Consider the following 20,731-nt stretch of genomic DNA (forward strand, 5'->3'; position numbering starts at 1 on the left):
CCGTGGCTGCCGGGCGGTGGAACCGGACTTTGGGGTCAAATTTCAGAGGGGGTTTGCCTTGGGTGATTCTGCGCCGGGGAGATCGAGCGCCGCTCCTCCAATGGCAGGCCCAACCACACAACGCGCTACCAGACAAGCTAACCGTTGTCGAGATATGGTTGGGCCGGTCCTTTGCGTATACTGCAACCTATGTTCGCCCACACTGCTTTGCGCCAGCGTTGCGCCAAATGGCTGATTGCAACCGGACTCTTTCTACTGCTCGGTGCCTGCGTTGAAAAACCCAGCACCCTCGAGCGCGTGAAGGAGGACGGCGTGCTGCGCGTGATAACCCGCAACAGCCCGGCCACCTACTTCCAGGACCGCAACGGCGAAACCGGCTTCGAGTACGAGCTGGTCAAGCACTTTGCCGATGACCTGGGCGTCAAGCTGCAGATTGAAACCGCCGACAACCTCGATGAACTCTATGGCGCCCTGGGCAAGCCCTCAGGCCCTGTGCTGGCGGCAGCCGGCCTGGTCAGCAGCGAACGGCGCCAGGCCCAGGTCAAGTACTCGCACCCCTACCTGGAAGTGACGCCGCAGGTCATCTACCGCAACGGCCGCCCTCGCCCCACCGACGCCAAGGGTTTGGTCGGCAAGAAGATCATGGTGCTCAAGGGCAGCAGCCACGCCGACCAATTGGCCGAGCTGAAGAAGCAGTACCCAGGCCTGCAGTACGAAGAGTCCGACGCCGTCGAAGTGGTCGACCTGCTGCGCATGGTCGACGAAGGGCAGATCGACCTGACCCTGGTCGACTCCAACGAACTGGCGATGAACCAAGTGTACTTCCCCAACGTGCGGGTGGCCTTCGACCTGGGCGACACCCGCGACCAGCGCTGGGCGGTGGCCGCCGGCGAAGACAACAGCCTGCTCAACGAAATCAACGAATACCTCGACAAGGCCCAGAAGAACGGCACCCTGCAGCGCCTGAAAGACCGCTACTACGGCCATGTCGACGTGCTCGGCTATGTGGGTGCCTACACCTTCGCCCAGCACCTGCAGCAGCGCCTGCCCAAGTACGAGAAGCACTTCAAGAGCTACGCCAAGGTCGAGCAGGTCGATTGGCGCCTGCTGGCAGCGATCGGCTACCAGGAGTCGATGTGGCAGCCTGAGGTCACCTCCAAGACCGGCGTGCGCGGCCTGATGATGCTGACCCAACGCACCGCACAGGCCATGGGCGTGTCCAACCGCCTGGACCCCAAGCAGAGTATCCAGGGCGGCGCCAAGTACTTCATGAAGATCAAGGAAGAGCTCGACGACAGCATCAAGGAGCCGGACCGCACCTGGTTCGCCCTGGCCGCCTACAACGTCGGCACCGGCCACCTGGACGACGCCCGCACCCTGGCCAAGCGCGAGAAGCTGAACCCGAACAAGTGGCTGGACGTGAAGAAAATGCTGCCGCGCCTTTCGCAGAAGCAGTGGTACCGGCAGACCAAGTACGGCTATGCCCGTGGCGGTGAACCGGTGCACTTCGTGGCCAACATCCGGCGCTACTACGACATTCTCACCTGGGTGACCCAGCCACAGCTCGAAGGCCAGGTGGCCGAGGGTGCGCTGCATGTGCCAGGGGTGAACAAGGACAAACCTGCGGACCAGTCGCCGCCGATGTAAAACCGATCTCACCCGTTGACGGTGGCCCTGGTAGGAGCGAGCGCAGCTCGCGATGGGCTGCAAAGCAGCCCCGGCATTCGTGCCGCGGAGCTGCAAAACCGGGGCCGCTGCGCGCCCCATCGCGAGCTACGCTCGCTCCTACCCGGTCAGCGCAGGCTTTCAGGGCAGGTCATGCCTTGGCGCGGCGGGCCTTGAAGAACTCACTCAGGATCTGCCCACACTCCTCGGCCAGCACCCCGCCCTCCACCATCACCCGATGGTTGAGAAAGCCCTGCGCGAAGAACTGCCCCTGGCTCTGCACGATGCCTGCCTTGGGCTCCAGCGCGCCGAACACCACCCGCGCCACCCGCGAATGCACGATCAGCCCCGCACACATGCTGCAGGGCTCCAAGGTCACGTACAGGGTGCTGCCTGGCAGCCGGTAGTTGCTGGCCGCCTGGGCCGCCGCACGAATGGCCACCATCTCGGCATGGGCGCTGGGGTCGCTGTCGATGATCGGCCGGTTGAAGCCCTGGCCGAGCACCTGGCCATGCTGCACCAGCACCGCCCCCACCGGCACCTCGCCCATGGCCGCACCCTCGGCGGCCAGGGCCAGGGCCAGGCGCATGAATTCCTGATCGCGGCTGCGATCGATGATCTGCGGGCGCATCACACCACCGCGATCGCGGCCATCAGGCCGGTTTCCATGTGGTCGATCACGTGGCAATGGAACATCCAGGTGCCGGGGTTATCGGCCACCAGGGCCACCTGGGCACGTTCGTTCTTGCCCAGCAGGTAGGTGTCGGTGAAGTAAGGCTCGGGGATCTGGCGGCGATTGGAACCGATCACCTTGAAACTCATGCCATGCAGGTGAATCGGGTGCTGATACTGGGTCATGTTCTTCAGCTCGAAGATGTAGCTCTTGCCCTTCTTCAGCGTGGCGATTGGCCGGTCGGCGCAGGTCTTGTCGGTGATGTCCCAGGCCTGGCCGTTGATCTGCCACATGCTCGACGGCTTGTCTGGGTTGGCGTCGACCGAAACGCTGGCCGCCCATTCGAAATTGAAGTTGAGCTTTTCGGCATTCTCCAGGTCCGGCTCGGCAATCGGGTTCGCCGGCAAGGCCTTGGGCCAATCGCCCGGCGCCGCGTTGCTGGCCACTGAACGCAGGGTGCCCAGGCGCACAAAACCGTCGCGCAGGGAAACTTCCTCGCCCACCTCGGGAATGCGGATGGCCAGGCAGATGCGCATGCCGGGGCCGAGCCAGTATTCGTCGTCCAGTGCCCGAGGGGTCACCGGGTTGCCGTCCAGGGCATAGATCTTCGCCTCGCAGTTGCCCTTGAGGTTGAGGCGGTAGGTCCAGGTGTTGTCCAAGTTCAGCAGGCGCACCCGCACCACCTGGCCAGCTGGCAGTTCCGTGACCGAGTCAGCCTGGCCATTGATGGTAATCAACCGTCCCGCGGTGCCGTTGCGCGCTGCCTCGCGCGGGATGCTGAAGGGCAGCCAGGCGCCCTGCTCGTCCACGTGCCAGTTCTTCAGGCTCAGCGTGCGCTCATGTTGGAAGCCGGTCGGCTCGCGCTCCTCGACGATCAACGGGCCGACCAGGCCGCGCCCCAGCTCCTCGGAACTGTCGACGTGGGGGTGGTACCAGTAGCTGCCGGCGTCCGGCACGCGGAACTTGTAGTCGAAGTACTCACCCGGCTTGACCGGCAACTGCGAGACGTAGGGCACGCCGTCCATTTCCAGCGGCAGGCGAATGCCGTGCCAGTGGATGGTGGTTTCCACCGGCAGGTGGTTGATGAAGCGCACCCGCAGCCAGGTGCCCTGGCGCACCCGCAACTCAGTGCCTGGCGCCGACGGGCCGAAGGCCCAGGCCTCGGTCTTGAAGCCCGGCACCAGCTCGACGTCCAGGGGGGCGGCGATCAGCTCGTAGTCATGCCCGGCGTTGTCGTCCTCGACCTTGCCGAGCCAGTAACGCGCCGCGCCACCGGCGCCCAGGCCAACCACAACCAGGCCGGTGAGGCCCTTGAGCATTTGTCGACGGGTGAAGGACATCGGTGCGGGTACCTCGTGAGCGGTGCAATCAAGCTGCCAGCAGGGCTGGCGGTGAAGGGCGAATACGATACACCTGCAAATGGGAAATATTAAGTGAAGTATTGTTTCTCCTGTGCTGAGGGCAGATACAACAAGGGCGCCTTGCGGCGCCCTTGTGGCTCAACTCATTCCCACTCGATAGTGGCCGGCGGCTTGCTCGACACGTCGTAGGTAACGCGCGAGATGCCTTCGATTTCGTTGATGATACGGCCGCTGACGGTTTCCAGCAGCTCGTACGGCAGGTGCGCCCAGCGCGCGGTCATGAAGTCCACGGTTTCGACGGCACGCAGGGCCACGACCCAGGCGTAGCGGCGGCCATCGCCTACCACACCCACCGATTTCACCGGCTGGAACACCACGAAGGCCTGGCTGGTCTTGTGGTACCAGTCGGCCTTGCGCAGTTCTTCGATGAAGATATGGTCGGCGCGGCGCAGGATGTCGGCGTATTCCTTCTTCACTTCACCCAGGATACGCACGCCCAGGCCCGGGCCTGGGAACGGGTGGCGGTAGACCATGTCGTACGGCAGGCCCAGCTCCAGGCCGATCTTGCGGACTTCGTCCTTGAACAGCTCGCGCAGCGGCTCGACCAGCTTGAGGTTCATTTCCTCAGGCAGGCCACCGACGTTGTGGTGCGACTTGATCACGTGGGCCTTGCCGCTCTTGGCACCAGCGGACTCGATCACGTCCGGGTAGATGGTGCCCTGGGCGAGGAACTGGATGTTCTCCAGCTTGCTGGCTTCGGCATCGAAGATGTCGATGAAGGTGCGGCCGATGATCTTGCGCTTCTTCTCCGGGTCCGCTTCGCCTTCCAGGTTGTCGAGGAACTGCTTTTCAGCGTCGGCGCGGATTACCTTGACGCCCATGTTCTCCTTGAACATGGCCATCACCTGGTCACCCTCGTGCAGGCGCAGCAGGCCGTTGTCGACGAATACGCAGGTCAGCTGGTCGCCAATGGCGCGGTGCAGCAGCGCAGCAACCACCGAGCTGTCGACGCCGCCGGACAGGCCCAGCAGGACGTTGGCCGAACCGACTTGCTCACGCACCTGGGCGATGGCGTCTTCGACGATGTTGGACGGGGTCCACAGGGCTTCGCAGCCGCAGATGTCCTGCACGAAGCGCGACAGGATGCGACCGCCCTGCTTGGTGTGGGTCACTTCCGGGTGGAACTGCACGCCGTAGTAGCCGCGGCTGTCGTCGAACATGCCGGCGATCGGGCAGCTGGGAGTGCTGGCCAGCACGTGGAAGTTGCCTGGCATCTGGGTGACCTTGTCGCCGTGGCTCATCCACACGTCCAGGCCCAGTACGCCGTCATCGTCGACGTGGTCTTCGATGCCGTCGAGCAGGCGGCTCTTGCCAACCACGTCGACACGGGCGTAGCCGAACTCACGCAGCTCGGAACCTTCGACCTTGCCGCCCATCTGCTCGGCCATGGTCTGCATGCCGTAGCAAATGCCCAGTACCGGCACGTTCAGGTCGAATACGGCCTGTGGGGCACGCGGGCTGTTGGCTTCGTGGACCGACTCGGGGCCGCCGGCGAGGATGATGCCGCGCGGGTTGAATTCGCGGATCGCTTCATCGTCCATGTCGAATGGGTGCAGCTCGCAGTACACGCCGATTTCGCGCACGCGGCGGGCGATCAGCTGGGTGTACTGGGAACCGAAATCGAGGATCAGGATGCGGTGAGCGTGAATGTCGAGGGCCATGACTCAATCTCGTCAGTGGAAATCGGAAACGACGCGGGGCTGTCGTGACAGCCCCGCTTTGTGTTGTAGCTGGAAGCCTTAGCCTACGCGGTAGTTAGGGGCTTCTTTGGTGATCTGCACGTCATGCACGTGGGACTCGGCCATGCCGGCACCGGTGATGCGTACGAACTCAGGCTTGGTGCGCATTTCTTCGATGGTGGCGCTGCCGGTGTAGCCCATGGACGAACGCAGGCCGCCCATCAGCTGGTGGATGATCGCGGCCAGGGCGCCCTTGTAGGGAACGCGGCCTTCGATACCTTCCGGCACCAGTTTCTCGGCACCGGCCGAGGAGTCCTGGAAGTAACGGTCGGAGGAGCCTTGCGCCTGAGCCATGGCACCCAGCGAACCCATGCCACGGTAGGCCTTGTAGGAACGGCCCTGGAACAGCTCGACTTCGCCCGGCGCTTCTTCGGTACCGGCGAACATCGAACCCATCATCACGCAGGAAGCACCGGCGACGATGGCCTTGGACAGGTCACCCGAGAAACGGATGCCGCCGTCGGCGATCAGTGGCACGCCCGTGCCTTCCAGGGCAGCGGCAACGTTGGCGATGGCGCTGATTTGCGGCACGCCGACACCGGCGACGATGCGGGTGGTGCAGATCGAGCCTGGGCCGATACCGACCTTGACCGCGTCGGCGCCGGCTTCAGCCAGGGCCTTGGCGGCGGCGCCGGTGGCGATGTTGCCGCCGATCACCTGCACCTGCGGGTAGTTTTCCTTGACCCAGCGAACGCGGTCGATCACGCCTTTGGAGTGGCCGTGGGCGGTGTCGACCACCACCACGTCAACGCCGGCGGCAACCAGGGCGGCAACGCGCTCGCCGGTGTCCTTGCCGGTGCCGACCGCTGCGCCAACGCGCAGGCGACCCTGGTCGTCCTTGCTGGCCAGCGGGTAGGCCTTGGCCTTCTCGATGTCCTTGACGGTCATCATGCCCTTGAGGGCGAAGTTGCCGTCGACGATCAGGACTTTTTCCAGGCGGTGCTTGTGCAGCAGCTCGCGGACTTCGTTCTTGTCGGCGCCTTCGCGGACCGTGACCAGGCGCTCTTTGGGCGTCATCACGTCGCGGACCTTGGCGTCCAGGCGGGTTTCGAAGCGCACGTCACGGGAAGTGACGATACCGACCAGGTCACCGTTGGCCAGAACCGGAACACCCGAGATGTTGTTCAGGCGGGTCAGTTCGAACAGGTCGCGCACGGTGGCGTCGGCCTCGATGGTGATCGGGTCCTTGACCACGCCAGCCTCGAACTTCTTGACCTTGCGCACTTCGCCGGCCTGCTGTTCGATGGTCATGTTCTTGTGGATGATGCCGATACCGCCTTCCTGGGCCATGGCAATGGCCAGGCGCGCTTCGGTCACGGTATCCATGGCGGCTGAAACCAGCGGAATGTTCAGCTCGATGCCACGGGTCAAACGGGTCTTGAGACTGACTTCATTGGGCAGTACCTCGGAGTAGCCAGGTACAAGGAGGATATCGTCGAAGGTCAGGGCTTCTTGGCTGATACGCAGCATCGCGGGGGCTCCCGGGCGGGAAAAATGGAAGCGCGCCATTATACTCATCCACGGCGCGCCGCTCAATGCAAAATAAGGGCCTTCGGTCAGCGTGATGGCAGTTTTACCTGCACCACCGCCACGGGCTGGTCGAGCCAGTCGGCGAAGCTGTCGAGAAAGGCCTGGGTGAACCCGGCCTCGCCCCAGTTGTTGAAGATGAACCCGAGGTTGGAAAAGGCACATGGCTGCAGGAAAATGAAGCCGTTGATGTCGTCTTCATGGCCGCACAGCGGGCAGGTGAAGTTGTCGCTCACCGCCGGCATCCATTCTTCCAGGCTCTCGAACAGCGGCTCACCGACCTCGCGGCGGCACTCCGGGCAACCGGCTTCTTCGAGAAAGCCTTCGGTCGGGGTATAGATGCAGCGCTTGAGCATGACCTCCAGGCCATTGACCTGTTCGCCCAAGGGCAGCTTCTCGGGGTGCAGGGCGACCTTGCGCGCACCCTCGGCCAACGCATGGCCCATGCGGTTGCCGGTACGCCCGCAGGTGCTCAGCGCCTCCTCGACGATTTTCTCGCGCACCAGCCAGCGCAGGATGGCCCGTGCGCGGGCTTCGTGCACCGGCACGGTAGACAGTTTGGGAACGATGATGCTCTGGGTGTTCATGAACGGGGCAAGCCTGAAAACTGCGGTAATGGGGCAATTCTACCGCCTGCTCAGGCGCTCAGGTAGCGACCGATCAGTGCCAGGCCGCTGGCCAGCACCAGCCAGGTAACCAGGCGCACGAAAGCCTCGCGGGAAAGCCTCAGGGTCAGCCGGCGGCCGAGCCAGAGGCCGACGAACATCACCGGCAGCAGGCAGGCGGCCAGCAGCAGCAGGCTGGTATCGGCATAGACACCGGCGATCAGGAACAGCGACAGGCGCACGATGGTGCTGCAACTGATCAAGGCGCTCTGGGTGGCGCGCACCTGCTCTTTCACTTCCAGGCGTGCGCTGAGGTAGATCGCATAGAGGAAGCCACCACTGCCGAACAGTGCACCGAACAGCCCGCCCACCGTGCCCATCGGGACCGCCCAGAGGCCGGAAAGCTTTGCCGGCCGAACCTTTACCGCCAAGCCGTAGATGGCGTAGGCCGTGACGAACAGGCCCATCAGCAGCAACAGCAGGTCGGACTTCAAATGCAGCAGGAACACCACGCCCAGGGTGCAGCCCACGGCCATGCATGGCAGCAGCCGCAACAGCTCGCCGCGCACCACGTCGCGGCGCGACGGCAGCAGGTTGCCGAAGGCGGCAACGAAATCCAGCAGCACCAGCAGCGGGATGATGCGTGACAGGGGCATGAAATGGATCAGCACCGGGCCGGCCACCAGCGCCGTGCCGAAGCCGGCGATGCCGAAGACGATGTAGGCGGCGGCGATGGCCAGGAGGATGGGGAGCCATTCGTAGGGTGTGAGGGAGAGTTGGGTGAGCATCGTGCTGGGGTCCTGGTTGTCCTTGGGGTGTTCGTTGGAGGTGTGGCTGGCAGGTGCATGCCTTGGGATTTGTGGCGCCTTTGAGATCGAGCGCCGCCCGCGCGGCGCTTCGCGAGCTTTGCTCGCTCCTACGTTTGTTTCGGGCCAATGTTTCCTGCGGGATTTGCGCGCGAACGCCTTGGCGCTTGGCACGTTGCCGCGTCATGCCAACAAGGCGGTCGCGCACGCCTGACACAGGCTATATTGGCCCGAAACAAACGTAGGAGCGAGCAAAGCTCGCGAAGCGCCGCGCGGGCGGCGCTCGACTTCACCGGCGCTACAAAACCCAAGACAGGCACTCGCCCGCCCCCTTATCATGCCCCCATGATCAAAGACCCTTTCGAACGACTCGGCCTGGACCGCGAGGTCCTCACCGTCAGCCAGCTCAACGGCCGCGCCCGGGTGTTGCTGGAAGATGTGTTCCGCAGCGTCTGGGTGGAAGGCGAGATATCCAACCTCGCCCGCCCGGCCTCCGGCCACATGTACTTCACCCTCAAGGACAGCGGTGCCCAGGTGCGCTGCGCCTTGTTCCGCCAGAACGCCACGCGCGTGCGCCAGGCCCTGCGCGATGGCCTGGCCGTGCGGGTGCGCGGCAAGGTGTCGCTGTTCGAGGGGCGTGGCGACTACCAGCTGATCCTCGATACCGTGGAGCCTGCCGGCGATGGCGCGCTGCGCCTGGCCTTCGAGGCGCTGAAGGAAAAGCTCGGCAGCGAGGGCCTGTTCAGCGCCGAACGCAAGAAGCCACTGCCGGCTCACCCCCGGCGCATCGGCATCATCACCTCGCCCACCGGCGCCGTGATTCGCGACATCATCAGCGTGTTCGGCCGCCGCGCACCGCAGGTCGAGCTGAACCTGATCCCTACCGCAGTGCAGGGCCGCGAGGCTATCGGCCAGATCGTGCGGGCGCTGCAGCAGGCCGACCGGCTCGGCTTCGATGCGCTGATCCTGGCGCGCGGTGGCGGCTCGCTGGAAGACCTCTGGTGCTTCAACGAAGAAGCCGTGGCGCGCGCCGTGGCCGCCTGCGTCACACCAATCGTCAGCGCCGTGGGCCACGAAACCGACGTGTCGATCAGCGATTTCGTCGCCGACGTGCGCGCCCCCACGCCCTCGGCCGCCGCCGAACTGCTCGCCCCCGACAACAGCGGCCTGCAGCAACGGCTGGACGGCCTGCACCGGCGCCTGCTGCTGCGCATGCAAAACCGCCTGAGCCACGACCGCCTGCGCCTGGACTCGCTGACCCGGCGCCTGCGCCACCCCGGTGAGCGCCTGCGCCAGCAGGCCCAGCGCCTGGACGACCTGGACATGCGCCTGCGCCGTGCGTTCATGCTCAACCTCAACCAGCGCCGCGAGCGCCTGGCACGCCTGGACACCCGGCTGGCCGCCCAGCACCCGGGGCGCACCCTGAAGCTGCTCGGCCAGCGCCTGGACAGCCTGGCCGAGCGCCTGCCGCGGGCCATGCGCGAAGTGCTCAAGGACCGCCGCCAGCGCTTCCAGGCCCAGTTGCAAACGCTGCAGGTGGTGAGCCCGCTGGCAACCCTGGCGCGCGGCTACAGCATCCTGCTCGACGAACAGGGCCAGGCCATCCGCAGCGCCGGGCAGACCCGCAACGGCCAGCGCCTGACCGCCCGCCTGAACGAAGGCGAGCTGCAGGTGCGCGTGGAAGACAATCACCTGACTCCGGTCACCCTCTCGCTACTGGACTGACACATGCCCCGCCTCCTCGCGCCCCTGCTTGCCCTTTCCCTCCTGCTGCTGGCCGCAGGCGCCCAGGCCAGCTACATCACCCGCACCCTGAACAAGCCGGTGCCCGGTGGCGTGGCCGTTGTCGACCTGGGCCCGGCGGCCACGGCGCCGAGTGCGCGCTTCGAGGGCAAGCCGGTGCTGGTGGTGCGCGAGCAGGACAACTGGCTGGCCATCGTCGGCATCCCGCTGACCCAGAAGCCCGGCGCGGCAGTACTGACCCAGGGCGGGCGGAGCCTGGCTTTTACCGTGGGCAGCAAAAAATACCCCGAGCAGCACATCACCCTGAAGAACACCCGCCAGGTCAACCCGAACCCGGCCGACCTCAAGCGCATCGACCGTGAACTGGCCGAGCAGATCAAGGCCTACCGCAGCTTCAGCCCCGGCCTGCCCAGCAACCTGGTGCTGGACAAACCGGTCAACGGGCCACTGTCGAGCAAGTTCGGCGTGCGCCGCTTCTTCAACGGCGAGGAGCGCAACCCCCATGCTGGCCTGGATTTCGCAGTACCGGCCGGCACCCCGATCAAAACCCCGGCCAACGGCCAGGTGATTCTGGTGGGCGACTACTTCTTCAATGGCCGCACGGTGTTCGTCGACCATGGGCAGGGCTTCATCAGCATGTTCTGCCACATGTCCAAGATCGACGTGCAGGTGGGCCAGCAGCTGCGCCGCGGCGATGTGGTGGGGCGCGTGGGCTCCACTGGCCGCGCCACCGGGCCGCACATGCACTGGAACGTCAGCCTGAACGATGCGCGGGTGGACCCGGCGATCTTCATTGGCGCGTTCCAACCCTGACATCGGCGGCGCCTGCTTCGCGGCTGTAGGAGCGGGCTTGCCCCGCGAAGAGGCCGGCACCCTCGACATCACTTCCCCTGTGTTGCGCCATCGAAAAATACTGCGCAACATTCAAGAACCCTTAAACAGATATCAGCCATAAAATCTCGCCATTTCGCTTTTTTTAAGCATTCCTATCAATTTTTTCCAAGCGCTTGCCATCCCCCACCCCACTGGTTAGGGTTGAAGGCATGAAAACCTTCAGCACCCTCATCCTGCTCCGACAACATCGCAGCCTCTGCCTGGTCAGCGCCCGACTACCAGGCTGATTCGCGTCGCCTCGCCTCTTCATCTCGTTATCGCTCGGCAGGCCCGATCTCGGCCGCACACAAAAGGATTGCTTTCATGTCCATGCTCAAAGACCCTTCGAAGAAGTACCGCGCCTTCCCGACCATCGATCTGCCTGACCGTACCTGGCCGTCGAAGACCATCACCCAAGCGCCGATCTGGTGCAGCTCCGACCTGCGTGATGGCAACCAGTCGCTGATCGAGCCGATGGACTCGGAGAAGAAGCTGCGCTTCTGGAAGACCCTGGTGCAGGTTGGCGTGAAAGAAATCGAAGCCTCGTTCCCATCGGCCTCGCAGACCGATTTCGACTTCGTGCGCACGCTGATCGAAGACGGCCACATCCCGGACGACACCACCATCCAGGTGCTCACCCAGGCCCGTGAAGACCTGATCGCCCGCACCTTCGAATCCCTGCGCGGCGCCAAGAAGGCCATTGTCCACCTGTACAACGCCACCAGCCCGTCGTTCCGCCGCATCGTCTTCAACCAGGACAAGCAGGGCGTGAAGGACATCGCGGTGAACGCGGCCAAGCTGTTCGTCAAGTACGCCGCCCAGCAGCCGGAAACCCAGTGGACCTTCCAGTACTCGCCGGAAACCTTCAGCGCCACCGAGCTTGAGTTCGCCAAGGAAGTCTGCGATGCGGTGATCGAGGTGTGGAACCCGACGCCTGAGCACAAGGTCATCCTCAACCTGCCGGCCACCGTGGAAGTGTCCACGCCGAACATCTACGCCGATCAGATCGAGTGGTTCTGCCGTAACGTCAGCCGCCGCGACAGCGTGATCATCAGCCTGCACTGCCACAACGACCGTGGCACCGGCATCGCCGCCACCGAGCTGGGCCTGATGGCCGGCGCCGACCGCGCCGAAGGCTGCCTGTTCGGCAACGGCGAGCGCACCGGCAACGTCGACCTGGTGACCCTGGCGCTGAACCTCTACACCCAGGGCATCGACCCGCTGCTGGACTTCTCCGACATCGATGGCGTGCGCAAGGTGGTTGAAGAGTGCAACCAGCTGCCGGTGCACCCACGTCACCCCTACGTCGGCGACCTGGTTCACACCGCGTTCTCCGGCTCGCACCAGGACGCCATCCGCAAGGGCTTTGCCAAGCAGCAGGAAGGCGAGCTGTGGGAAGTGCCGTACCTGCCGATCGACCCGGCCGACATCGGCCGCAGCTACGAGGCGGTGATCCGCGTCAACAGCCAGTCGGGCAAAGGTGGCATCACCTACCTGCTCGAACAGGAATATGGCATCAGCCTGCCACGCCGCATGCAGATCGAGTTCAGCCAGGTGGTGCAGGGTGAAACCGACCGCCTGGGCCTGGAAATGACCGCCCAGCAGATCTACACCCTGCTGCACAAGGAATACCTCCAGGCCAATGCCCCGTACGCGCTGGTCAGCCACCGCCTGCAGGAAGAAAACGGCCACAGCGCCGTGGAAGTGGAAGTGGCCGGCGAAGGCGAAACCACCCTGCACTGGCGCGGCAAGGGCAACGGCGCCCTGGAAGCCCTGGTCGCCGGCCTGCCGGTTGCCGTGGAGATCATGGACTACAACGAGCACGCCATCGGCGCCGGCACCAATGCCAAGGCAGCGGCCTACATCGAACTGCGCGTGGCCGGCGGCCGCCCGGTACACGGTGTGGGTATCGATGAAAACATCACCACTGCCAGCTTCAAGGCACTGTTCAGCGCGCTGAACCGCTCGCTGAGCCAGGAACAGGCCAAAGCAGCCTGATGCGATGGGCGCCGCTGGCGCGGCGCATCGCGAGCTGCGCTCGCTCCTACCAGGCCAATGCAAATCTGAACTGCGCCCCAGGTGATGGACGGGTGTCCAACATCTGGGGCGCAGTTCAATCTCCGGTAGGAGCGAGCAAAGCTCGCGATGCGCCGCGCCAGCGGCGCCTTTTCACACCCCAAAAAAAAGGGGCGCCGACCAAGCGCCCCATAAGCCGTAAAGCACACAACAAATGTCAGTTGGCGTCGAGCAATGCCATGGCCTCGGCGCTGCACGCCTCGATCCGCGCCCAGTCACCGTTCTTGATCCAGCTGCTGTCGAGCATCCAGGTGCCACCCACGCACATCACGTTAGGCAGCGCCATGTAGTTGCGCACGTTGGCTGGGTTCACGCCACCGGTCGGGCAGAAACGGATATCCCCGAACGGGCCGGCGAACGCCTTGATCGCCGCCACGCCACCACTGATCTCCGCAGGAAACAGCTTGAAGCGGCGGTATCCCAGGGCATAACCCATCATGATTTCCGACGGTGTGCTGATCCCAGGCAACAGCGGGATTTCGCTGTCCACGCCGGCTTCGAGAATGGCCTGGGTGATGCCCGGCGTCACCACGAACTGCGCGCCAGCGGCTTCGACCGCCGCGAACATGCTGCGGTCGAGCACGGTGCCGGCACCCACGCACAATTCCGGGCGCTGCTCGCGCAGCACCTGAATGGCCTTCAGCCCATGTTGCGAGCGCAGGGTCACTTCCAGCGTGCGAATGCCGCCGGCCGCCAGGGCATCAGCCAAGGGCAGGATGTCTTGCTCACGGGCGATGGTGATTACCGGCAGAATGCGCGCCTTGTCGCAGATGGCATCGATCCGGGCGGCTTTCTCGGCCATCGAGAGCTTTGGCTGTGGGCGTTCAAGGGTGGTCATGACAGTGGATCCTTGGCTCATGGGCACCAGTAGATGTCCAGGGGGTCGTGAAGAAAGGCGCGAATCGGCATTTCCGAAAGGTCGTTGCCCGCCAGCGCGGCGCGCAGGGTAGCGAGTTTGCCCGGGCCTTGCACGGCCAAGGCGATGGAGGCGGCACTGGCCAGCAGCGCACGGGTCAGCGACAGGCGCTGGTGCGGCACCGTCGGGGCCAGCATCGCCAGGCAGCGGCGCGGGTTGCCCAGGGCCAGCCCTTCGTCCAGGTTCGGGCTGTTGGGGAACAGCGAGGCGGTATGGCCATCGTCACCCATGCCCAGCACCAGCACATCGATCGGCGGCAGGTCGGCCAGCACCTGGTCGGCCTGGGCGGCGGCGGCCTCCAGGTTTTCCGCCTGCTGGTACAGGCCAATGAAGCGGGCCTTGGCCGCCGGCCCCTTGAACAGGTGGCGGGCCAGCAAGCCGGCGTTGCTGTCGGCATGCTCCACCGGCACCCAGCGCTCATCGGCCAGGCTGACGGTGACCTTTGGCCAGTCCAGCGCCTCGCCTGCCAGCTTCTCCAGAAACGGCACCGGGCTGCGCCCGCCGGACAACACCACGCAGGCCCGGCCCTTGGCGGCGATGGCCGCACGCAGGCGCGCGGCCACATCAGCGGCCAGGGTTGCAGCCAGTGCCTTGCCGTCAGCCAGCGAATGCGCCTTCACGGCGGCTGGCAGTTGCAGTTCAGATATCGCCATACCAGGCCCTCCCATCACGTGTGATCAATGCTATCGAGCTCATCGGCCCCCAGGAACCGGCGGCATAAGGCTTGGGCGCATCGCCCGCATTACGCCAGCCGGCGATCAGTTGGTCGCACCACTTCCAGGCGTACTCGATTTCGTCCTTGCGCACGAACAGGTTCTGGTTGCCCCGCATCACTTCGAGCAACAGCCGCTCGTAGGCATCCGGAATCCTTGCGCTGCGCCAGGTGTCGGAAAAATTCAGTTGCAGCGGGCCGCTGCGCAGTTGCATGCCCTTGTCCAGGCCCTGCTCCTTGGTCATCACCCGCAACGAGATACCTTCATCCGGCTGCAGGCGAATGATCAGCTTGTTGCCGATCTGCAAGCGCTGTTCCGGGGCGAAGATGTAGTGCGGTGTTTCCTTGAAGTGGATAACGATCTGCGACAGCTTCTGCGGCATGCGCTTGCCAGTGCGCAGGTAGAACGGCACGCCCGACCAGCGCCAGTTGCGAATGTCGGCGCGCAGGGCAACGAAGGTTTCAGTGTCGCTCTGGGCGTTGGCGTTGTCTTCTTCCAGGTAGCCCGGCACCGGCTTGCCGTCGCTGTAGCCGGCAATGTACTGGCCACGCACCACATGGGTGCTCAGGCCCTCGCCGGTGATCGGTGCCAGGGCCTTGAGCACCTTCACCTTCTCGTCGCGGATGCTGTCGGCGGAGAGCTCACTGGGCGGGTCCATGGCGATCAGGCACAGCAGCTGCAGCAGGTGGTTCTGGATCATGTCACGCAGCTGCCCGGCCTTGTCGAAGTAGCCCCAGCGGCCTTCGATACCGACCTTCTCGGCCACGGTGATTTCCACGTGGGAGATGGAGTTCTGGTTCCACTGGGTTTCGAACAGGCTGTTGGCAAAGCGCAGGGCAATCAGGTTCTGTACCGTTTCCTTGCCCAGGTAGTGGTCGATGCGGTACACCCGGTTTTCCGGGAAGAACCGCGCCACGGCATCGTTGACCCGGCGTGACGACTCCAGGTCGTGGCCGATGGGCTTTTCCAGCACCACCCGGGTGCGTGGGGCCAGGCCGGCCTTGTCGAGGTTTTCGCAGATCGCGCCGTACACCGCTGCGGCGGTGGCGAAATAGGCGATCAACGGCTCCTCGCCCGGCAGTTGCTCGGCCAGCGCCAGGTAACCCTCGGGCTGCAGGAAATCCAGGTGCTGATAGCCCAACCGAGCCAGGAACCGGCCCAGTGCCGCCGGCTCGATATCGGCGTCCGGCACGTGCCGGCGCAGGTGGGCCTCAATGGTGTTCAGGTGATCCTGGGCGCTGCCGGGCTCGCGGGCCAGCGCCAGCAGGCGCGTGTCCGGGTGCAGGAGGTTGGCACGGTCGAGCTGGTAGAGCGCAGGAAACAGCTTGCGCAAGGCCAGGTCGCCAAGGGCGCCAAACAGGGCAAAGGTGCAAGGTTCGACACTGATTGCAGCCATGATGTTGGTTCTTTCCTAAAGTTGGCCTAGGAATACCGCTTTCACACACGGTTTTCAAGGGATAATGTAGTAAAAACCACAACATTACAGATAAGCGTTACAGACAAGTGGTGCGTCAACCGCACCGACAGTACGATAGACCACCGTGCAAAAAGCCTGCTGCTCCCACAGCCGGCTGTCTTCCCGACCCAAGGACACACCCATGGACCGCGTGCGAAACCTCCTGGAACAGATCCAGGGACGCCTCGACGAGCTGAACAAGGCCGAACGCAAAGTCGCCGAAGTCATCCTGCTCAACCCGCAACAAGCCACCCGTTTCAGCATCGCTGCACTGGCCCAGGCGGCCAAGGTCAGCGAACCCACCGTCAACCGCTTCTGCCGCTCGTTCGGTGTCAGCGGCTACCCCGAGCTCAAGCTGCAGCTGGCGCAGAGCCTGGCCAGCGGCGCGGCCTACGTGAGCCGCGCGGTGGAAGCCGACGACGACCCTGCCGCCTACACCCAGAAGATTTTCGGCAGCGCCATCGCATCGCTCGACAGCGCCTGCCAGCAGCTGGACCCACAGCAGGTCAGCCGCGCCGTGGACATGATGATCCAGGCCCGGCAAATCCACTTTTTCGGCCTGGGCGCCTCGGCCCCGGTGGCCCTCGACGCCCAGCACAAGTTCTTCCGCTTCAACCTGGCGGTGTCGGCCCATGCCGACGTGCTGATGCAACGCATGCTGGCCTCGGTGGCCCACACCGGCGACCTGTTCGTGATCATTTCCTACACCGGGCGTACCCGCGAACTGGTCGAAGTAGCGCGCCTGGCCCGGGAAAACGGGGCTTCGGTGCTCGGCCTGACCGCCGCCGGCTCGCCCTTGGCCCAGGCCTGCAGCCTGAGCCTGCACATTCCGCTGCCAGAGGATACCGACATCTACATGCCGATGACCTCGCGCATCATCCAGCTCACCGTGCTCGATGTGCTGGCCACCGGCATGACCCTGCGCCGCGGCGTCGACTTCCAGCCACACCTGCGCAAGATCAAGGAAAGCCTCAACGCCAGCCGCTACCCGATCGAGGACGACGAACTCAACTGAGCCGGTGTGCCTGCAGGCGCAGGTGGGCACGCTGGCCTGGCGCCAGGCTCAGGCTTTCGCCACTGCCACTGGCCGCCTCGACGCAGACGAAACCCTGGCATTCGCGCCCGCTCACGCCCATCAATGGCCGGTTACCGGGGTGCCAGACCACGGTGTCGTCGCTGTCGCCGGTGTCGATGCACAGCTCGCGTTGCCAGGCCGGGTCCTGCAGTTGCACCCGGGGCGTACCCGGGTAGACCTTCTGGCAGCCGCCCTTGAGCTTCAGCGCGCCCTCTTCGCGGCAGGCCTGGCGGTTGAGGCGGTCGTAGCCTTCGATATCTTCAAGCCCAGACAGCGCTATCTCGGACACGTCACTGATACGCCAGTAGGCCAGCAGCGCATGGCTCAGTTGGCAAGGTTCGCTGTCCTGGTGCTCGGTGCTCAGGCTCAATTCCATGCGGTTGCCCAGGCGGGCGTGCAGGTCGACCTGCCAGTCGCACAGGTCCAGGCGCCACTTCAGGGCCACGCCCTGCGCGTCCTCGCGGCTGTCCACCAGCTTCCAGTCCAGCAACCGCGCCCAGCCATGGGCGGGCCACAGGTCCTCGCTGGGGTGGCGGCCATACCAGGGCCAGCACACCGGCACACCACCGCGGATCGCGCCCACCTGTGGCCATTGCTCGGCGCACCACAGCCACGGCCGCTCGCCGGCCGGTTGAAAGTGCAGCAACTGGGCGCCCTGGCGGCTGAACACTGCCTGGCAACGGGGATGATCGATAATCAGCACATCGCGCTGCTGGTAACGCTCCCACTCGAATGTCGGCCGGGGCCGCTGCGAGGAAAAGAAGCGATGTAGCGGATGTTCGGGCATGGTTCCAAGCTCTTGTTGTTTGAGGTAGCGCTGTCTCGGCCTGTTCCCGACAACCACTGCAAGCCAGTGGGTGCCGGGAGCCGATTTGGATTGGCGTAAATTTACAACAATTGTGCTTAGAAAGACGACTGAATCTTGATGCCCGCGACCAGCGCATTGTCCACTTCGTCGACCGCGCCAGGGCTCTTGATGTACTGAAGGTTGGGCCGCACGGTCAGCCAGTTGGTGACGTGGAAGCCGTAGTAGAGCTCGGCGTTGTACTCGGTACGCTGCAGCGGCACGAAGCCTGGGTTGTCGTAATCGTCGATGCCGCTCTGGGCATTGAGCAGTTCGGCGCGTTTCTTCACGTCGTCATTCACATGAATGCGTGCCACGCCAAAGCCGATGTCGTCCTTGGGCCGCGAATCGAAGGCGCCCTTGTAGACCAGGCCCACCTGCTGGTAGTTGTCGACCACGTTGGTGGCCTTGTCGTGCACGGTGAAGTTGGCGAACAGGCTCAGGCCACGGTTGACGTCCCCGGCATGGGCCGTCACCTGCTGCTGCGCCACCACCCACCAGCCATGCTTGCTGGAATGGGACTTGAAGTCGGCACCGGTGATCGCCTGCGGGTTGCCGTTGACGTCCTCGAACACGTCGTCGGCCTTGGCGGTGCTGTAGTAGTAACCCAGGCGGTACTCGCCCGGCAGGCCATTGACCTTGGGCGACCAGACCATTTCCACCGGCAGGATCGCGCCCTTGGTGCCGCTGCCGCTGAGCTTGAAGCCGTTGCCGGTTTCCAGGTTCGACGGGTTTTGCTCGTAGGCGCCAACCTGCACGAAGAACTCGGGGGTGATGTTGTACTTGACCCGCAATGCCCACTGGCTCACCGGCCAGTTGTACCAGATGCCCCCCACCCAGTTGCCCACCTGGGAGCCACAGAACGCCAGGTTCTGGAAGTCACAGGGGAAGCTGTTGAAGTCTTCGCCTTCGCCGAAGCGGCCAACCTTGATGTCCAGGGCGCCGTCGAAGTACTTCTGCTTGACCCACATCTGCGTCAGCCGCCAGGTCTGGCCACGGCCCCACACTTCCTGCACCGAGCTGAACTGCCCGGCGCGTGGGTCGCTGATGCGGTCGTTGGACAGGTTGCGGCCGCTGCGCTCGGTGATCGCCAACTTGAACTCGGCATCGTGCCAGCCCAGGATCTTCTGCAGGTCCAGGTGTGCGCCGAGAGCGAACTGGTCGCTGTAGCGTGCGGTCTTGTCGTCGTTGTAGCCGCCGTGCAGGTTGCCGGCCACCTCGCCGACGTAGTCGAGGGTGAAGTCGTAGCCTTTTTCCAGCAGCTCGGTGCGGGTGCCTCCCCAGTCACCGGTCATCCATTTCGACTCGCTGGAAAAGGCCTCGGCAGCTTGTGCGCCACTGCTGCCAACGGCGGCAAGCAGGGCCAATGAGCCCAACGTCTTGATGCGATTGCGCTGTTCCATCCCTTTGCGTCCTCTTTTTTCTTATTGGGGTTGTAGACGAATCAGCGGCCCTTGAAGTGAGCCACGTTGTCCTTTACGGCATTGCTACTGTTCAGGTGCAGGCGTTCGCCGCTGTGCGCGTCGAACAGCAGGACCCGCGCCGGGTCCAGTTGCAGGTTCAGGCTGTCGCCGACCCGGCAGGCCACATCCGGGGCCAGGCGGCAGCAGACCTTGGTCTGGTTGAGGGTGACGAACACCAGCAGGTCTGGCCCGGTGGGTTCGGTCACCTGCACCTCGGCACGAATGCCCGGCAGGCCACTGCCCTCCCCCGTGGCCAGGGCGATCTGCTCGGGGCGGATGCCAAGGATGATCTCGCGCCCCTCCAGGCCCTCGCTGGCCGGGCCCAGCGGCAGCTCGCAACGGGCCTGCCCGCTGTCGAGCACGGCCAGCAGCTGGCCGTCCTGCCGGGCCAGGCGCACCGGCACGAAATTCATCGGTGGCGAGCCGATGAAGCTGGCGACGAACTGGTTGGCCGGGTCGTTGTAGATCTGCTGCGGGGTGCCGAACTGCTGGATGATGCCGTCCTTCATCACCGCCACCTTGTCACCCAGGGTCATGGCCTCGATCTGGTCGTGGGTGACGTACACCGTGGTGGTTTTCAGGCGCTGGTGCATCAGCTTCATTTCGGTGCGCATCTCCACCCGCAACTTGGCGTCGAGGTTGGACAGCGGCTCGTCGAACAGGTAGATCTTCGGCCGCCGCGCCAGCGCCCGGCCCATGGCCACGCGCTGCTGCTGGCCACCGGAAAGCTGCGCCGGCTTGCGTGCCAGCAAGTGCTCGATCTGCAGCAGCTTGGCCACCCGCGCCACCTCTTCGTCGATGGCGGCCTGGGGCATCTTGCGGATCTTCAGGCCGAACTCGATGTTCTGCCGCACGCTCATGGTCGGGTACAGCGCGTAGGACTGGAACACCATGGCGATGTCACGGTCCTTGGGGCTCATGCCGCTGACGTCCTGCTCGTCGATGAGAATCGCGCCGCCGGTGATGCTTTCAAGCCCGGCGATGCAGTTCATCAAGGTCGACTTGCCACACCCCGAGGGCCCGACCAGGATCAGGAACTCACCGTCGCGAATCGACAGCTGGATGTCCTTGAGGGTGTCCGGCAGGCCGCTGCCGTAGGTCTTGTTCACATTGCGAAGTTCAAGCGTTGCCATGAC

17 protein-coding genes are annotated in these 20,731 nt (G+C 64.5%); 5 read left to right on the forward strand and 12 right to left on the reverse strand.

All coding sequences use genetic code 11. The features are described from left to right. Positions 1-189: 189 nt before the first annotated feature. Positions 190-1,647, forward strand: coding sequence for a membrane-bound lytic murein transglycosylase MltF (gene mltF, locus F3J45_RS08580; protein ID WP_167060311.1), 1,458 nt, complete (start codon positions 190-192; stop codon positions 1,645-1,647). 169 nt (positions 1,648-1,816) lie between these two features. Here the strand turns inward: mltF and tadA are convergent, their stop codons facing one another. From tadA to F3J45_RS08610, 6 genes are all read right to left on the reverse strand, one after another. Continuing rightward, positions 1,817-2,299 (reverse strand): tRNA adenosine(34) deaminase TadA, encoded by a 483-nt coding sequence (tadA, locus tag F3J45_RS08585; protein WP_370526362.1) that lies wholly within the window; start codon positions 2,297-2,299, stop codon positions 1,817-1,819. After that, positions 2,296-3,678 carry a multicopper oxidase family protein gene (locus F3J45_RS08590; protein WP_167060318.1) on the reverse strand — a complete coding sequence of 461 codons (1,383 nt, stop codon included), beginning with the start codon at positions 3,676-3,678 and terminating at the stop codon, positions 2,296-2,298. The genes tadA and F3J45_RS08590 overlap by 4 nt, the downstream gene beginning before the upstream one ends. 164 nt (positions 3,679-3,842) lie before the next feature. Then, positions 3,843-5,420, reverse strand: a complete 1,578-nt coding sequence (gene guaA / locus F3J45_RS08595; RefSeq protein ID WP_167060321.1) for a glutamine-hydrolyzing GMP synthase — start codon at positions 5,418-5,420, stop codon at positions 3,843-3,845. A 78-nt stretch (positions 5,421-5,498) separates the two neighbouring features. Further along, on the reverse strand, positions 5,499-6,968 hold the full coding sequence (gene guaB, locus F3J45_RS08600; protein ID WP_167060324.1) for an IMP dehydrogenase: 1,470 nt from the start codon (positions 6,966-6,968) through the stop codon (positions 5,499-5,501). Positions 6,969-7,054: 86 nt separating this feature from the next. Next, on the reverse strand, positions 7,055-7,612 hold the full coding sequence (locus F3J45_RS08605) for a sugar ABC transporter ATPase (RefSeq protein ID WP_167060327.1): 558 nt from the start codon (positions 7,610-7,612) through the stop codon (positions 7,055-7,057). Between the two features lie 50 nt (positions 7,613-7,662). After that, positions 7,663-8,418, reverse strand: a complete 756-nt coding sequence (locus tag F3J45_RS08610; RefSeq protein ID WP_167060330.1) for a sulfite exporter TauE/SafE family protein — start codon at positions 8,416-8,418, stop codon at positions 7,663-7,665. Positions 8,419-8,781: 363 nt separating this feature from the next. On the opposite strand from F3J45_RS08610, the gene xseA reads away from it, so the two are divergent. From xseA to leuA, 3 genes are all read left to right on the forward strand, one after another. Next, a complete protein-coding gene (gene xseA / locus F3J45_RS08615; protein WP_167060334.1) occupies positions 8,782-10,161 on the forward strand; it encodes an exodeoxyribonuclease VII large subunit in 1,380 nt (459 codons plus the stop codon). A gap of 3 nt (positions 10,162-10,164) precedes the next feature. Continuing rightward, positions 10,165-10,992 carry a peptidoglycan DD-metalloendopeptidase family protein gene (locus tag F3J45_RS08620; protein ID WP_167060337.1) on the forward strand — a complete coding sequence of 276 codons (828 nt, stop codon included), beginning with the start codon at positions 10,165-10,167 and terminating at the stop codon, positions 10,990-10,992. Between the two features lie 390 nt (positions 10,993-11,382). Beyond that, positions 11,383-13,050: a 2-isopropylmalate synthase gene (gene leuA / locus F3J45_RS08625; RefSeq protein ID WP_205300453.1), complete on the forward strand. Its 1,668-nt coding sequence runs from the start codon at positions 11,383-11,385 to the stop codon at positions 13,048-13,050. 235 nt (positions 13,051-13,285) lie between these two features. Here leuA and F3J45_RS08630 read toward each other — a convergent pair whose 3' ends face one another. Genes F3J45_RS08630 through zwf form a run of 3 tightly spaced genes read right to left on the reverse strand, consistent with a single transcriptional unit; the run spans position 13,286 to position 16,153 of the window. Further along, positions 13,286-13,966, reverse strand: coding sequence for a bifunctional 4-hydroxy-2-oxoglutarate aldolase/2-dehydro-3-deoxy-phosphogluconate aldolase (locus tag F3J45_RS08630; protein WP_167060343.1), 681 nt, complete (start codon positions 13,964-13,966; stop codon positions 13,286-13,288). A gap of 17 nt (positions 13,967-13,983) precedes the next feature. Beyond that, complete coding sequence (gene pgl, locus F3J45_RS08635) at positions 13,984-14,697, reverse strand: 6-phosphogluconolactonase (RefSeq protein WP_167060346.1); 714 nt, start codon at positions 14,695-14,697, stop codon at positions 13,984-13,986. Next, entirely contained in the window at positions 14,684-16,153 is a 1,470-nt protein-coding gene (gene zwf / locus F3J45_RS08640) for a glucose-6-phosphate dehydrogenase (protein ID WP_167060349.1), read from the reverse strand. The genes pgl and zwf overlap by 14 nt, the downstream gene beginning before the upstream one ends. A gap of 202 nt (positions 16,154-16,355) precedes the next feature. Here zwf and hexR point away from each other — a divergent pair, with 202 nt between their 5' ends. Next, positions 16,356-17,228: a DNA-binding transcriptional regulator HexR gene (gene hexR, locus F3J45_RS08645; protein WP_027920157.1), complete on the forward strand. Its 873-nt coding sequence runs from the start codon at positions 16,356-16,358 to the stop codon at positions 17,226-17,228. Here hexR and F3J45_RS08650 read toward each other — a convergent pair. The 3 genes from F3J45_RS08650 to F3J45_RS08660 all read right to left on the reverse strand — a co-directional run bounded on the left by F3J45_RS08650 (position 17,221) and on the right by F3J45_RS08660 (position 20,728). Next, on the reverse strand, positions 17,221-18,075 hold the full coding sequence (locus F3J45_RS08650) for a D-hexose-6-phosphate mutarotase (protein WP_167060352.1): 855 nt from the start codon (positions 18,073-18,075) through the stop codon (positions 17,221-17,223). The genes hexR and F3J45_RS08650 overlap by 8 nt on opposite strands. Positions 18,076-18,191: 116 nt before the next feature. Continuing rightward, positions 18,192-19,535, reverse strand: a complete 1,344-nt coding sequence (locus tag F3J45_RS08655; RefSeq protein WP_167060355.1) for a carbohydrate porin — start codon at positions 19,533-19,535, stop codon at positions 18,192-18,194. Positions 19,536-19,576: 41 nt separating this feature from the next. Then, positions 19,577-20,728: an ABC transporter ATP-binding protein gene (locus F3J45_RS08660; RefSeq protein ID WP_167060359.1), complete on the reverse strand. Its 1,152-nt coding sequence runs from the start codon at positions 20,726-20,728 to the stop codon at positions 19,577-19,579. Between the last annotated feature and the right edge of the window lie 3 nt (positions 20,729-20,731).

The organism is Pantoea sp. Ap-967 (genome assembly GCF_011752565.1).
In the GTDB taxonomy this organism is placed as follows: Bacteria; Pseudomonadota; Gammaproteobacteria; order Pseudomonadales; family Pseudomonadaceae; genus Aquipseudomonas.

Bases quoted from the DNA above. Each gene is read 5' to 3' on its own strand.
- F3J45_RS08590 (WP_167060318.1), bottom strand. From the start codon at position 3,678: ATGTCCTTCACCCGTCGACAAATGCTCAAGGGCCTCACCGGCCTGGTT.
- leuA (WP_205300453.1), top strand. From the start codon at position 11,383: ATGCTCAAAGACCCTTCGAAGAAGTACCGCGCCTTCCCGACCATCGAT.
- F3J45_RS08660 (WP_167060359.1), bottom strand. From the start codon at position 20,728: ATGGCAACGCTTGAACTTCGCAATGTGAACAAGACCTACGGCAGCGGC.
- F3J45_RS08620 (WP_167060337.1), top strand. From the start codon at position 10,165: ATGCCCCGCCTCCTCGCGCCCCTGCTTGCCCTTTCCCTCCTGCTGCTG.
- F3J45_RS08655 (WP_167060355.1), bottom strand. From the start codon at position 19,535: ATGGAACAGCGCAATCGCATCAAGACGTTGGGCTCATTGGCCCTGCTT.
- hexR (WP_027920157.1), top strand. From the start codon at position 16,356: ATGGACCGCGTGCGAAACCTCCTGGAACAGATCCAGGGACGCCTCGAC.
- xseA (WP_167060334.1), top strand. From the start codon at position 8,782: ATGATCAAAGACCCTTTCGAACGACTCGGCCTGGACCGCGAGGTCCTC.
- zwf (WP_167060349.1), bottom strand. From the start codon at position 16,153: ATGGCTGCAATCAGTGTCGAACCTTGCACCTTTGCCCTGTTTGGCGCC.
- F3J45_RS08605 (WP_167060327.1), bottom strand. From the start codon at position 7,612: ATGAACACCCAGAGCATCATCGTTCCCAAACTGTCTACCGTGCCGGTG.
- pgl (WP_167060346.1), bottom strand. From the start codon at position 14,697: ATGGCGATATCTGAACTGCAACTGCCAGCCGCCGTGAAGGCGCATTCG.
- mltF (WP_167060311.1), top strand. From the start codon at position 190: ATGTTCGCCCACACTGCTTTGCGCCAGCGTTGCGCCAAATGGCTGATT.
- guaA (WP_167060321.1), bottom strand. From the start codon at position 5,420: ATGGCCCTCGACATTCACGCTCACCGCATCCTGATCCTCGATTTCGGT.
- F3J45_RS08630 (WP_167060343.1), bottom strand. From the start codon at position 13,966: ATGACCACCCTTGAACGCCCACAGCCAAAGCTCTCGATGGCCGAGAAA.
- guaB (WP_167060324.1), bottom strand. From the start codon at position 6,968: ATGCTGCGTATCAGCCAAGAAGCCCTGACCTTCGACGATATCCTCCTT.
- F3J45_RS08610 (WP_167060330.1), bottom strand. From the start codon at position 8,418: ATGCTCACCCAACTCTCCCTCACACCCTACGAATGGCTCCCCATCCTC.
- F3J45_RS08650 (WP_167060352.1), bottom strand. From the start codon at position 18,075: ATGCCCGAACATCCGCTACATCGCTTCTTTTCCTCGCAGCGGCCCCGG.